The organism is Mesorhizobium sp. B2-8-9 (assembly GCF_006439475.1).
In the GTDB taxonomy this organism is placed as follows: Bacteria; Pseudomonadota; Alphaproteobacteria; order Rhizobiales; family Rhizobiaceae; genus Mesorhizobium.
Genome location: NZ_VFTQ01000006.1, coordinates 179,880 through 193,017, shown reverse-complemented (window position 1 = coordinate 193,017; position 13,138 = coordinate 179,880). Strand labels below are relative to the sequence as shown.

10 protein-coding genes and 1 pseudogene are annotated in these 13,138 nt (G+C 57.7%); 7 read left to right on the top strand and 4 right to left on the bottom strand.

Annotated elements, in window-relative coordinates:
• Positions 1 to 42 precede the first annotated feature (42 nt).
• Entirely contained in the window at positions 43 to 1,923 is a 1,881-nt protein-coding gene (locus tag FJ423_RS10255) for a GNVR domain-containing protein (RefSeq protein WP_140841341.1), read from the bottom strand.
• Between the two features lie 174 nt (positions 1,924 to 2,097).
• Positions 2,098 to 2,433 (bottom strand): hypothetical protein, encoded by a 336-nt coding sequence (locus FJ423_RS10250; RefSeq protein ID WP_140841339.1) that lies wholly within the window; start codon positions 2,431 to 2,433, stop codon positions 2,098 to 2,100.
• 210 nt (positions 2,434 to 2,643) lie between these two features.
• Between FJ423_RS10250 and FJ423_RS10245 the strand changes: the two genes are divergently transcribed.
• From FJ423_RS10245 to FJ423_RS10235, 3 genes are all read left to right on the top strand, one after another.
• Complete coding sequence (locus FJ423_RS10245) at positions 2,644 to 4,164, top strand: phosphomannomutase/phosphoglucomutase (protein ID WP_140841337.1); 1,521 nt, start codon at positions 2,644 to 2,646, stop codon at positions 4,162 to 4,164.
• Between the two features lie 13 nt (positions 4,165 to 4,177).
• Complete coding sequence (locus FJ423_RS10240; RefSeq protein ID WP_140841335.1) at positions 4,178 to 6,478, top strand: mannose-1-phosphate guanylyltransferase/mannose-6-phosphate isomerase; 2,301 nt, start codon at positions 4,178 to 4,180, stop codon at positions 6,476 to 6,478.
• 734 nt (positions 6,479 to 7,212) lie between these two features.
• Positions 7,213 to 7,932 (top strand): Crp/Fnr family transcriptional regulator, encoded by a 720-nt coding sequence (locus FJ423_RS10235; protein WP_140841333.1) that lies wholly within the window; start codon positions 7,213 to 7,215, stop codon positions 7,930 to 7,932.
• 675 nt (positions 7,933 to 8,607) lie between these two features.
• Here the strand turns inward: FJ423_RS10235 and FJ423_RS34780 are convergent.
• Positions 8,608 to 8,826, bottom strand: a pseudogene (locus FJ423_RS34780) (hypothetical protein); the annotation flags it as partial.
• A 20-nt stretch (positions 8,827 to 8,846) separates the two neighbouring features.
• Here FJ423_RS34780 and FJ423_RS10230 point away from each other — a divergent pair.
• Positions 8,847 to 9,266, top strand: coding sequence for a hypothetical protein (locus FJ423_RS10230; RefSeq protein WP_246680123.1), 420 nt, complete (start codon positions 8,847 to 8,849; stop codon positions 9,264 to 9,266).
• A gap of 403 nt (positions 9,267 to 9,669) precedes the next feature.
• Here the strand turns inward: FJ423_RS10230 and FJ423_RS10225 are convergent, their stop codons facing one another.
• On the bottom strand, positions 9,670 to 10,302 hold the full coding sequence (locus FJ423_RS10225) for a hypothetical protein (protein WP_140841482.1): 633 nt from the start codon (positions 10,300 to 10,302) through the stop codon (positions 9,670 to 9,672).
• Between the two features lie 130 nt (positions 10,303 to 10,432).
• On the opposite strand from FJ423_RS10225, the gene xth reads away from it, so the two are divergent.
• The 3 genes from xth (at position 10,433) to FJ423_RS10215 (ending at position 12,637) form a co-directional block, all read left to right on the top strand.
• Positions 10,433 to 11,206, top strand: coding sequence for an exodeoxyribonuclease III (gene xth / locus FJ423_RS10220; RefSeq protein ID WP_140841331.1), 774 nt, complete (start codon positions 10,433 to 10,435; stop codon positions 11,204 to 11,206).
• Positions 11,207 to 11,981: 775 nt separating this feature from the next.
• Complete coding sequence (locus FJ423_RS33495) at positions 11,982 to 12,212, top strand: hypothetical protein (protein WP_181174770.1); 231 nt, start codon at positions 11,982 to 11,984, stop codon at positions 12,210 to 12,212.
• 101 nt (positions 12,213 to 12,313) lie between these two features.
• Entirely contained in the window at positions 12,314 to 12,637 is a 324-nt protein-coding gene (locus tag FJ423_RS10215; protein WP_246680122.1) for a calcium-binding protein, read from the top strand.
• The last annotated feature ends 501 nt before the right edge of the window (positions 12,638 to 13,138 follow it).

Here is a 13,138-nt window from a genome sequence, read left to right as displayed (position 1 = left end):
ATACTCCCGAAGCTACCCCCCTAGCCCTCAGGTATGACCGCGTCATACGCTTTGTCGACCTCCAAAGGAGCCGTGCCTTGCCACTACTCTACGGTGCTTGGACGTCATCGCCCGCGCTTTCGTGAGAAGCACGCCAAGTACCTGTGTCCTGGAGGCTTGCAGCGCTCTGACGAGCTCTCGCAGCGTGTCGACGTGCGTTTTTCCCCACTCTGCAACGACCACGACGCCGTCGAGGACGGATCCAACGATGAGGTCATCTGGCCCAGATTCAAGTGTTGGCAGGTCAACGATGACTACGTCGTAAGCACCAAGTTCACAGGCCGCCGGATTGTCTACCCTAAGGTCGGAGAGGAAAGCCTGCATGTTCCCTGGCACGAGCAGGTTTTTTGCATCCACCACGGAGCTTGAAAGCACGTCGAACCGCCGCCCCAAAGCGCGGATGATGTTGTATCGGACAGGATCCTGACAATCTTTGCCCAGGATGTCAGAGCGACCAAGCAGCCGTGTAGTGATCGTCGATCTCCGAACATCGGCATCGATCACCAACGTCTTTAGACCGGACATTGAGTAGAGCGTAGCGAGATTGCTCACCACGGAACTCTTCTGGCTGTTGTTCGAAACCGCGGTTAGTCCAAGGAACCTCACCGGATGAGTCGTTTCCGCAAGGCTGATTTCGGTTCGCGCTTTCCTCAGGCTCTGGCTGTATCGCGACCACGGACGTCTGGTCACCTCGTCGACGTTTCCGAATTCCCTCCGCTTGCTCGTAGGCGGCAATTCTCCGACGCATTCAATGCCTAGATTCTCGCGAATATGACGTGGCGACCGGATCGTCCAATCGAACGAATGTCTTGCGAAAGAAACGCCGATTCCAAGAATGAGCCCTGCGACGGCGGCGAAAGCCAGCACCAATTTCGGCTTCGGAGCACTCGGAGAAAGCGGGGCCGTCGCGGCCGTGATCACTCGTGCATCGGCAACCGGGTAAGATTGCTGGCTTACCGAATTGGTATAGGCCTGCAGGAAGCTCTCATACATTTTCCGATAGGTGTCTGCGGTCACCTCGAGTTCTTCAAGGGTGGGCTCAGGATTTACACTGTCACCGCCGCTGTCACCGCTGCCCACGCTGTAATCGTGTCGAGAGCGGAATTCTTGTGATCTCGCCGTCGCCTCGTTCATCTGGGTGCGCAGTTGCTGAAGGCGTTTTTCCAGCCACGCCCCACCTTCCTTCGCTGCATCGGCCTTGGTATCGATCTGTTCGTGCACGAAGGCGTCGGCGGTTGCATTCGCAATCTTGGCGGCGCCCTCGGGATCGGCGGAGGTAAAGGAAATGTCTATGGCGTAGGACACACCAACCCTTCGAACATCGAGGCCATTGCGGAAAATCAGCATGCTGAGACGAGACCTCTGGTAGTCGGTCAGCTTCGCGGACGACTCTGGAGCGCCTAGGCCCAAATGCCCCCATAATGTGTTCAGCCAAGGGCTTTTCTGAACGCCCAAGGCCTGAACCATTATGTCTTTTATTTTCCTGAACCTCTCCTGCAATATCGGGGCCTGAGGACGGTTGAAATTCGAGTCTTCAATCAATTTCAACTGATCGATGACCATCGACGCGATCTTTTCAGATTGCATTACCGCAATCTGGCTTTCTACTTGCGCTGTATCCAACGATAGGTTTACTTCCCCACCTTCCTGCAAATGTTGCGGCAATTTCGGCTCTATTAGTATCTGCGCGCTGGCGGTAAAAACCGGATCGGTGGTCGAATTGTAAAACCATGCCACTAGGAGCGCTGCCGCGAGGCAGGCTGAGATTGTTCCGGCATAATGTCTCAGAAATCCGGTTATGTCAGAGAGGCCGATGAACTCCTGCCCGGCATTGGCCTGCTGATTGGTTGTCAAAGGCCATTGGCTGGCGAAAAAGCGGTTCATTCAGCGCCTCCGACGGGGATGAAGGGGAATCCTTCGTGCCCGCCGCCCTGATACGGGAGCTTCATGGCGCACGACCGATGTTCTCATGTGGGCCCAGCCCTCGCGATCCCAAGCTTCCTGCAAGAAAGTCTACGCCGGTGCAGAGGAAGGTAAACGTCACCAATTGGCGTAGACCTACTCCGTGTCGAAGCGAAGAACGCTTGGCAAATCGGCCCTTGTTCTGGTCAGAAATGACATCTGTTGTTCCAGCACCAACTGTCGTTCCCGGTTGGCGGCAAGGGCCTGCTCCAGACTCTCGAGCGTCGCCGCCATGCATTCGCTCTTCTCCCCGTTTTCTATCGCCTCGAGGGAAAACGCAGCACAGTCGGTCATACGCTTCCGGGCCCGGCGAAGTTGCTCAGATTCCTTTTCGATCTGAGGCTGAATGCCATCAAATGCACGTGCCAAGCTCCTGAAACGCCTGTGATCGACGTTCTTCCGAAATGGAAACGCGAATGATGTCAGCGGCATCACGCAGCCACAATTGAGATCGGCGTCCGTGCGGACCCTTTTGCACGATACTGAATTGCGATCCCCGGGCGAGACATCCTTTCGGTCATCGACCGGTATCGCCTATTGGATGAGGAGGTGAGAACCGGGGCGTAGGGCTACCCGAATTCATGAAGAGGCGGAGGCTCTCAGGCATGCTACGAATATTGTCAGAAATTCGGAGTGGTAGCCGTGAGGTTAAAGATAGTCGGCCAAGCCAAACCGAACACGTTCGCGTTCGAGAACAACGCTCTCATCAAAGCCACTGGCTTCCGGGAGTATGATGCGCGCTGGTGGCTCGGCGATGGGAAGTCGGAGAAAGAGCCCGAGCTCAACTTGATGGGTGCGCAAGCGCTGGGCATGGGTCTCGGCACTCTGATCCGTCGAATGGGCATAGGCCCGGAGATCATTACCGGCCACGACTTTCGAAGCTATTCCATGGCCATAAAAATGGCGCTGGTTTCGGGGCTGATGGCAGCAGGCGCACGTGTCAAGGACATCGGCCTGGCGCTTTCCCCCACCGCCTATTTCGCCCAGTTCGCACTCAACGCTCCTTCTGTTGCCATGGTAACGGCCTCTCACAATGAGAACGGCTGGACCGGAGTGAAGATGGGTGCCCAAAGGCCTCTCACTTTCGGGCCTGACGAAATGACAGCGCTCAAGGCGCTCGTCTTGAACGGCGACTTCGACCTTGTAGGTGGCGGCAGCTATGAATTCGTGTCCGCGCTTGGTGAACAATACATCGAAGACTTGATTGCCGGGAAGAGCGTTCGCCGAAAGCTGCGCGTGGTCGTTGCTTGCGGCAACGGAACAGCCGGCGCTTTTGCGCCGCAGGTGCTGGAAAGCATCGGCTGTGGCGTGATCCCCCTGGACGTAGAACTCGACCACACGTTTCCGAACTACAATCCGAATCCTGAAGACATGCAGATGCTACACGCCATTCGGGACAAGGTTCTGGAGACCGGTGCTGACCTAGGGCTTGGCTTCGACGGCGACGGCGACCGCTGCGGCGTGGTCGACAATGAGGGTACCGAGATCTTCGCGGACAAGGTCGGCGTCATGCTGGCGCGAGAAATCTCCAGCCGGCACCCACGATCCACATTTGTCGTGGACGTGAAATCAACCGGACTTTTCATGACGGATCCCGTTCTCGCGCAAAACGGCGCACGCACGGACTATTGGAAAACGGGGCATTCCTACATCAAGCGACGAGTTGCCGAGCTCAACGCGATAGCCGGCTTCGAGAAGTCGGGACATTTCTTCTTTAACCCGCCGATCGGCCGTGGCTACGATGACGGCCTCGTCACCGCGATCGCCGTCTGCGAGATGCTCGACAGGAATCCCGAACAAACGCTGGCCGAACTCTACCGCGCTCTGCCCATAACGTTTGGCACACCGACAATGTCGCCTCACTGTCCAGACGACGTCAAATACTATGTCGTCGACAAGGTTGTCGGCGATTTTAAGAAGATGAAGGGGGACGGAACCGAGTTTGCAGGTCAGCCGCTGGCAGCTCTGGTTACGGTCAATGGAGTGCGTGTCGTGGCCGAAGACGGCACCTGGGGTCTGGTCAGAGCTTCGTCGAACAAACCTGAAATCGTCGTCGTGGTCGAAAGCCCCGTCTCGTCCGAGAGACGCCGACAGATGTTTGAGGCAATCGACGCCGTCCTGCGCCGCAATCCAGAGGTCGGAGCCTACAACCAGACATTCTGAGAGGAACGGAAGCATGGCACACCGGATCGTAAGTTTTGTCATGAGCGGGGGTGTCGGATCCCGGCTATGGCCGCTTTCGCGCGAAGACAATCCCAAGCAATTTCACGATCTTTCCGGGGATGGTTCCATGCTGGCGAAGACGGTTCGGCGCCTGAAGGCGTGGCCGAACAATGAAACTCCCATCTATCTGATAGCGTCCGAACGCCATGCCGAACGCGTCATCTCGGACATAAGTCCACTAGGCCTGAATGGCGGAAAGCCGATTTTCGAGCCGCTGGGCCGCAATACCGCCGCAGCCGTCGCCATCGCTACACTGCAGACGATTTCTGAACACGGCGAAGACGCGCTCGTGCTCGTGGTCCCATCCGACCACGCCATTTCGACCGAGACGCAGTTCTGGGAAACCGTCGAGGCGGGCGTGCCGGCCGCAGACTCAGGAAGCATTGTCGTGTTTGGGATCAAGCCTACTCATCCAGAGACCGGATATGGATACATTGAGGTTGCCGCCAATGGTGACGGCGCGGCAGCGGTCTCACGCTTTGTCGAAAAGCCGAACATCGAGACAGCGCAAAAATACCTGTCGTCGGGAAGGTTCTACTGGAATGCAGGCATCTTCCTGTTTCGTGCCGACACCATGCAGAGAGCTTTGATCGAGTTTCAGCCGGAGATCTGGGACACCGCGGAACGCTCCTTCAGGACTGCCAGGGCTGATGTCTCCGGTCTTTACCTGCCCCAGGGCTTCTATTCGGCTGTCCCCTCCACGTCGATCGACTATGCCGTCATGGAGCATGCGCATAGCATCGCGATGGTGACGGCATCCTTTCGCTGGAACGACCTTGGGTCGTGGCAATCATTGCTGGAGGCCAGCCCCGCGGACGGCAACGGCAACGTCATGATGGGCGATGTCGTGGCCATGGATTGCGACAGTTCCTACCTCCGAAGCCAAGGCAGGCTGCTTACCGTGATCGGAATGAAGGATGTGGCGGTGGTAGCAACGCCGGACGCAATATTCGTGGCCCCGGTCAGCCACAGTCAGAATGTGAAGAAAGTTGTCGAACAGCTGGAGAAAAGCGGGCGTCTCGAGACGAAGTTCACGGCCTCGGAAGACCGGGTCATTGTCAGCGGGTCATGGCGCAAGCGCGTCGAGCACTGGCTCTTCAACGAGACCCTTCCGCTTTGGTCAAACGAAGGGGTCGACCATGTACATGGCGGCTTCCACGAGGCGCTCGGCTTCGATGCGAGGCCATTGGGCAAACCCAAGCGGATGCGGACGATGGCTCGCCAGATCTATGCTTTCGCGGTGGCAAAGGAACGCGGCTGGACCGGCGCGGCCGACAAGTTGATCGACCACGGTATCGACTTCATCGCAAAATACGGCCGCACCGACCAAGGCGGCTGGGTGCGCACGCTCAACCCCAATGGCAGCGTTGTCGATCCGGTGGAGGATGCCTACGATCATTCCTGCGTGCTCCTCGCACTTGCGCACGCATATCGATGCGGTAACCAGGCTGCGCTGCAGCTCGCCGAGGAGACATTTCATTTCATCGATTCCCACCTCGAGGATGGCAGCCTAAATGGCTTCCTCGAAGCGCCCGGCTGGAACGGAATCCGATCCTCGAATCCGCACATGCATATGCTTGAATCTTTCCTTGCCTGGCATGCCGCAACCGGCGATCGCACATATCTTCGCCGGGCGGCCCGCGTGATCGATCTGTTCCGCAGCCATTTCTTCGACCAGGAAAGCTGGACGCTCGGCGAATATTTCGATGCCGACTGGCTGCCGTTGCCGGGAGACAAGGGACAGTGGACCGAGCCGGGGCATCATTTCGAATGGGCCTCCCTACTCGTCGACTTCGCGCGTGCCAGCAGGCAAAAAGACCTGGGTGCTTACGCCAGGAAACTCTATTCATCGGCGGTCGCAAGCGGATTGAATCGGGCGACAGGGCTGGCGTACGCGGCGGTGTCGCGACAAGGGATACCCCTGGACACGCTGTCGCGCAGCTGGCCGCAATGCGAGGCTATCAAGGCTGCGATCGCGTTGGACGACATTGGTGGGCCCGATTTGAAACCCGAAATCGAGGCGCGCGTGGCACGCCTCTTCAGATGGCATATCGATCCCGCGCCGCTTGGCCTGTGGGTGGACCGGATTGACGAGCGCGGACGGTCGCTGGCGGCCGACGTTCCTGCGAGCATCTTCTACCATCTGGTGACGGCGTTGATGCAGTATCTCGACAAGACCGAAGGACAGGTTGAACAGTTTCCGCTGCCATCTCAGAAAAACGACAGCCCCGTTCCGAAGCAGAGTTACCGCTGAAGGAAGTGTCAGCCGCTTATTTCGAAACGGCAGCAGATCCTTCTGCGAGGTGGACGTCTTGCACCTCCCCTACCGCGATCCGCACAACGCCTGCTACCGCTAATTCGGTATCCCTTAGCCTCTGTGTCGTCGCAGCAAACTGAGATAGCCTCATCTGTAAGCTGCGCCTTGATGAGGGCGCCGGCTTTTTCAGTTTTGGACCGAGCAAAACTTGTCAGACGTTGAAACTTAGAAAACCCTTGTCTGGACAGCTGAGACGGCTATGGCAAAAAACAGATCGCGGGACAGGCGCAGTGGTGATCTCCTGAAGCTGCTGGCGACAAGGCCCCGAGCGGTAGCGCTTGCAGCGCTGCACGTGAGTGAATCGGTGCTCTTGGAACTCGAGGCTTCGGAGTTATTGTCACCAGCAGAGATCAGGGGATTGCTCAAGGATGCGTCATTGACATTGCGCAATGCTGCCGACCAGGCGGACAACCGGAGTTGCCTCGTCGCTAGCGAGATAGTTGATTCAATGAGGGAGAATTTTAAGAGAAGCAAGTCATAGTCGAAGCCGTCCTGTAGACCGTATGAACCACACTTGGACCACTTTAAGCCATGGGCATTCACAAATTGATGTCGCGACACCTTTCTGTGTCCATTTCCAAAAGGGTCGACGACACGTTAAATTTTTTGTACGCGGTGGGTTTAAGGACGGTATAAATAGAGGTGTGTAGAGTAGGGATCGGGGGGTACGGATGCCGTATGCTTCACGTTCTTTTTCGAAAGGGGATGAGACTCGTCCGTCATATGCTGGACTTAGCGATGAGGACGCCGCACTCGTCAAAACTCTCGGATTCGCCGCGAAGAGATATCCGGCCGGCGCTGTGATCTTCAGCCAGGGCGACTACAATGATCGTATATACATCGTCGACTCGGGTTGGGGCTGCATTTCGCATGAGCTTCCGGGAGGGCAGCGACAGGTTCTCGATTTTGCCCTGACTGGCGATGTCGTTCTGCCTCATTCATATCCAGGCGGCGCTGTGGAGACGTTCGCAGCTCAAACCGAGCTTTCACTGCTGGTCGCATCCAACAAGACATTTACGCTCGCTGCCATGAAGTCGTCTCATCTTTTCTCGTTCATTGTTGAGGCCCTCGCACGCAACAGTGCCGTAATGGCCCAGCATCTCGCCAATGTCGGGCGACGAAGCGCCTTGGAGCGGACGGCGCATTTGTTGCTCGAACTAACCGCACGTCTGCAACGAGTTGGCGCCGTTGATCGCAACGGTTTTGAATGCCCGCTCACCCAATACGATCTTGCTGACGCGCTTGGCCTTACCCCGATCCACCTCAACCGAATGCTGCGTGAATTGCGCGAGCGCAAGTTTCTTGAATTTCGCCAGGGCCATGTCCGCCTGCTCGATTCTGCTGGCCTGACGAAGTTCGCTGGATTCGACGGCGAATACATCAAGAGTTGAATGGCGCGTCGAGCGCCAGTGCGTCCTTAAGGTTCTGAATTGGAGCCCAGGAATTGTCAATTTCGCTTCTTAGAGAGGGGGTCGCAGGACGCGTTTTGCGACCATTGCAGCGCAACCTGCAGCTCAGCTTACATTAGCTTTTTGGTTATCCCGCGGACGGCCCAAAGCGATGTCGACCTTTTTGTCGCTTGCAGTACGGCCGGCTGATTCAATCGGTTAAGCTAGACGCAAATCGCGCCCTTCCTCTACTCCCTAGTCATTCGTTTGGCTGAATTCTTCTTATATATTCAATGGTATATATATTACATCGCCGGTGCGAAGAATTCGATTCTGCCGGTCAGGCCCGGCGCCGTTAACCCTACCCCACCGGCGCCGGGCCTCGCGATCAGACGACCGATCATTGAGTTCGGGCGGCCCGACAGCCCCGTTGGGGTACAACTTGTCTGACCGTCGGGCCTAGCCGGCAACATAGGTGGAATTGCCGGCTAGGAGCCAATCTTAATATTGGCTACTCCCAATTAAAACCCACCAGAGCGGCTTTCCCCCGCTCTTTGGGCCTGATGCTGGCATCCGGTTGCAAAAATCACTGCCAATACTGGCATATTGCGCATCACTTGCTCCACTCGATTGTCCTAATCCGGCTGGATACGGTGGCGTGTGGCTCCAGACTAAGCGCGCATCATTGTCCTGGATCATTGATTGGAATTCAGGCTTGATCCACAACAGCCGGTGCCATCCAACTTTCTGATCGAGAGCCTCCAGTGCGTTTCCGGCCATAGTCGTTCGCAGGCTGCAGCGCTGTGCTCCTGTCGAGGAACGTCGGCAGCGCTTTGCGGTTTCGGACCTGCAAACCATCCGCCGCTACTGCTTGCGGGTATTGTCTTGCGAGAAGAGTTGAACTGTAGCGCTACGCCTTGCCGAGCGATCGACCGCCAGTCGAGTCGCCGATCAACGCGGCCTGCTGGGCGCTCGTCGTGCTCATCGCCCATCTGCTGTTCCGATCCAGCGGCCTCTATAACACCGTCTGGCGCTTTGCCTCCACACCCGACTTCTTCAACATCCTCAAGGGCTCCGGCAGCCTGACGGTGGTGCTCTATCTGGCCTCGCTTGCCTTCCGCTTCTTCTTCCAGCCGGTCGCCGGCCTCAACGAGCGCCAGTTCATCGTCTTCTTCCTGGTCTGCTTCACCATCATCTCGGCGCCCACGCTCTGTTATCGCTTCCTGCGTTACGGCGCGAGCTGGTCCTGCGCCGCGCCGGCGGTCGTGGCGCTGCGACGCGCCTGGTCGAGGTGCTGGAAGATTATGTCAAAGGCACGCAAAGCCTCGACCTGCTGATCTTCGGCCAGGGGTCGAGCGCGAGCTCAAAGACTATGCCGAGCTGGTGCGCCTCGCCCGCCACAGCGGCACAGGCATCTGACTGGGAGCTCGCGACCCAACGGACCGCCGGGCTGAGCCAAGCCTTTCGAGGATGGCGCCCGACCGGCAGTTTAGACACGGTAGCAACGCGTCCTCGTCTCTGGCTGGCATCCCTATAATCCAAAAGCCGTTGTTTCTGCTGATTTTTCCAAGATCGATGTCTCTTGCCAACGTGGCCTTATCTCCATCAAGAAACGCGGTGCCTTACACCAGCAGGAATTGCAAGGTTTTCATTCCGATAGATTTCAGCTCCAGCGACAGCACGAGGTGGCAGCAAAACGCAGAAGCCGTTCCAGCCTGGCCCTAAAAATCGAGCTCCCCGTCAGCGCAGGAGCCCGTCCATATCGAAATCTTCCCAGCCTCTAGGGCGGGATGCCTCGCAGCTGCTTTCGTCAGGATGATCTTCGGCATCGCGGCCTTTCCTTTGGGCTCGCTTCAGGGCCGCCTTGCCGGCGGCTCGTCGCCGGTTCTCGGCGCGGGTGGCGGCGTCTTCCTCGCGCCAAACGCTGACTAGGTCGCGGTCAAGCACATCCTCTATATGGCGCGGGTCAAAAACATGGAACGTGATTTTCCGGGCGCGACCGCGAAGCTTGACTGTTCTGGTTCCCGCGCTCTGCAGCCGGCCGCCCTTCAGCCAGCGGTGCCGCTCGCCGGACGAGATCGTCAGGATATCCTCGACTTCGCGGGGGATGACCGGAAGGTCCTCGATATCGCGCATGGCTTTGGACACGATCGCCGCTGCAGCTTGCACATCGGCATCGACGCCCTCCGGCAGGCGCAAGGTGAGCACGCGGGATTCGATGTGAAGCAGCTTTCTCAGGGACGTGGGAAGGCGCGCGCGGATCTCGAGGAAAATGCCCCTCGCCCGCATGGATGATCCCAGCGTCGCCGCCGGCGTTAGCGGCCACTCAGCCAGCTTCTTCCCTACTGGGTCCTTCTTTTGGCCGGCGGGCATGCCTTTGAATGGAACTCCGGTCGCGTTCGTTTCGAGGTGAAAACGTCGACCAATCCCGCTTGGTTGCCACGACAGTTGAACCCACGGGCTACCATTGCGTTGCAAGCTCAGGCAAGCCAAGGAGAAAATCGTGACCCTGATCTCGACCTTCAACGTCAACGGGGTCAACGGTCGCCTGCCGGTGCTCCTGAAGTGGCTTGGCGAGACCGACTATGACGTGGTCTGTCTTCAGGAACTGAAAACATCCGACGAGAAATTTCCCGTCGAAGCAATTCGGAACGCCGGTTTCGGCGCGATCTGGCACGGCCAGAAATCCTACAATGGGGTGGCGGTGTTGGCGCGAGGGAGGGATCCGGTCGAACGTCGCCGTTGCTTGCCTGGCGATCCCGACGACACGCACAGCCGATACCTGGAGGCTGAAATCGACGGCCTGGTCGTCGGTTGCATCTACCTCCCGAACGGCAATCCGGCGCCGGGCCCCAAATTCGATTACAAGCTGCGCTGGTTCGAGCGTCTCGTCGACTACAGCAAATCGCTCCTGGGCGAGCGCACGGTGCTTTGTGGCGACTTCAACGTCGTCCCTACCGAAATCGACGCCGTAGTGCCTCGGCGGTGGTTAGGCGATGCCGTCTTCTTTCCGGAAAGCAGGGAGGCCTATGCCCGCATGCTGAGCCTAGGGTGGGTCGATGCCATGCGACTGATCCACCCTGGCAAGGGCATCTACACCTACTGGAACTTCTCCTATCGCGGCGGCTACGATCGAACCTCCGGCCTGCGCATGGATCATCTGCTTGTGAGTCCGTCCCTTGCCGAGGGCATTGTGGCCGCCGGTGTCGATGTCGAGACCCGTGGGTGGGAAAAGCCGAGCGATCACGCACCCGCTTGGATCGATGTAAGAGGATAATCCGCGCCCCCGTCACCTGTGCTGGGCAGTCCTAAGAGCAATCGCCGCCTAGCGGGACACTTTATTTGGCTTCGGTCTGGGGCGCCGTCGCCGGCGCATGGATGGATCAACGTGCGTTGAAAAGTCCAAGACCGTTTGAAATTCTGGAGAGCCGCTGCGGAAAGTACCGGGCCAGTTATCTTACCATCTTTGCGCTCTCCATGAGTTGGAGGATATAGCTCCCGGCGGCTATCAGCTCGAGATTCCAGGTGCCGCTCAATGCCGCCGCTCACTGAAACCTGCCACTATGGTGATACCGCACTTGCGGGCATAGTAGGCAGCCTCCGCGGCAAGCGCCTCTCCAATCGGCTCTTCAACTACGCGCTTGGCCTTCTGTTTTGCCTTCTTCCCATGAGGCGAACATAGCACATCTCGGGGCGAAATGCCGCCTGAAGGCCATCGCCCAAGGCGGCTGTTTACCTTCGCGATGCAACTCGGCTTGCACAAAATTCACTTTAATAGACGCTTATCCTTAAGCCGTGGGAGGACTGGGGTATGAGAGTTCAAGCTTTGATGGCACTCTGTGCCAGTGTCGTTACTTTGCGGCTGTCAAACAAGCAATCAAGCCGATTTTGTCCAGATAGGTTAGGGGCTGAGATTCGACGTCGCCCATGCTCAGTGCGAAATGCAAAAGGGATCGGTTGACTAAGGCTATATTGCTATAGGGTCTCCAGGGTTTGTTGCAGGAGCAGGCATTGGAAACGCGCTCGGCAACCTGGCTCTTGAAGATCAATACATGAAAAACTACCTCATCCTGAATGGATGGAAATGGGCGCCGCGAGGTCAGGGAACCCGCGCAGCTGCGGCTGCGGAAGCCGCCGGCAAATCGCCAACGCCGTATGGCATTGCACGGGCGCCAGGGAGTTGGATCAACACCGCTCTGCTGGACTGGTCCGATGCAAACAAGAAGTGCGTGGCGGGCGACAAAGCAGCGTACACCACCCGGTCGAAACTTGGGCCCAGTTGAGGGCCGCGGGCGTCAACCCCTCGCCCGTCTAGACTCCCATGAACCGCCCTTGGGTATTTTTTAGCATGGCGTTGGGCCTTAGCGGCTGCGCCGCTGACCACATGAACAACTACGACACGACGACCTCGGCTGCGGGCGACGCCAATCGCACCAACCAACTTCTGCAAACGGTCGACCCTTTCAATCCTCAGAGCAACAACACCAAGATTGAGGGCGAGGGCCAGCGAATGACCGGTGTCGTCCAGAGATATCGTCGTGTGCCATTGCCACGCTCAGCCGGCGCCCTTCCGAATAGCAGCGTCGATCTGGATTGCGCCGGTGGCGAAGGCGACAACCCCGTGGTGCCTCCAAACACGCCGCTGACGGGTCCAGATACGCATGGCCTCAATGGCAATCACAGCGGCATCGCCTGCGACCGGCAATGACGCAGCGGCCGCATAGATCGCGTCGTGGCGGACGCTACATCGATGTCGCCCACAAGAGGTACAATCATCTCCGCTATCGCGCATCGCCGGACAATCGAGGGCGCCGGTGGCCACGCGCGCCTTGGTGGATGAGCCTCCTTATTGGTGCCGGGCTGATCGGTGGTGCGTTCGCCATGCAAATTGGACGGCGCCGGACAAATGGCAAACGATACGATATCGAACGTCCGCGATGCAGTGGTCAATATCGTGGGCAAACGAGCGTCTAAATCGCGCTGTTGGCAGCTCTGTCGTGCGAACGAAAAAAGAAAGGAAGTAGAACTTTCGTGTGCGATTTTTGCACATGACCTACCGCAACTATTTTGATATTACTTATCTATCCGTCCAATCCATCATTGGTGCTATGGCGAGCGTCGTCTGCATAAGCCTATTCAATGCTGTTTGCCCCTGTCATAATCAAATCTGTCAGCGCAATATACCGCATTCTCTTTTATTTTCAGATAC

Excerpts from the sequence above, each read along its gene's own strand:
- FJ423_RS10255 (WP_140841341.1), bottom strand. The coding sequence starts at position 1,923 with ATGAACCGCTTTTTCGCCAGCCAATGGCCTTTGACAACCAATCAGCAG.
- FJ423_RS10250 (WP_140841339.1), bottom strand. The coding sequence starts at position 2,433 with ATGCCGCTGACATCATTCGCGTTTCCATTTCGGAAGAACGTCGATCAC.
- FJ423_RS10240 (WP_140841335.1), top strand. The coding sequence starts at position 4,178 with ATGGCACACCGGATCGTAAGTTTTGTCATGAGCGGGGGTGTCGGATCC.
- FJ423_RS10235 (WP_140841333.1), top strand. The coding sequence starts at position 7,213 with ATGCCGTATGCTTCACGTTCTTTTTCGAAAGGGGATGAGACTCGTCCG.
- FJ423_RS10225 (WP_140841482.1), bottom strand. The coding sequence starts at position 10,302 with ATGCCCGCCGGCCAAAAGAAGGACCCAGTAGGGAAGAAGCTGGCTGAG.
- FJ423_RS33495 (WP_181174770.1), top strand. The coding sequence starts at position 11,982 with ATGAAAAACTACCTCATCCTGAATGGATGGAAATGGGCGCCGCGAGGT.
- FJ423_RS10215 (WP_246680122.1), top strand. The coding sequence starts at position 12,314 with ATGAACAACTACGACACGACGACCTCGGCTGCGGGCGACGCCAATCGC.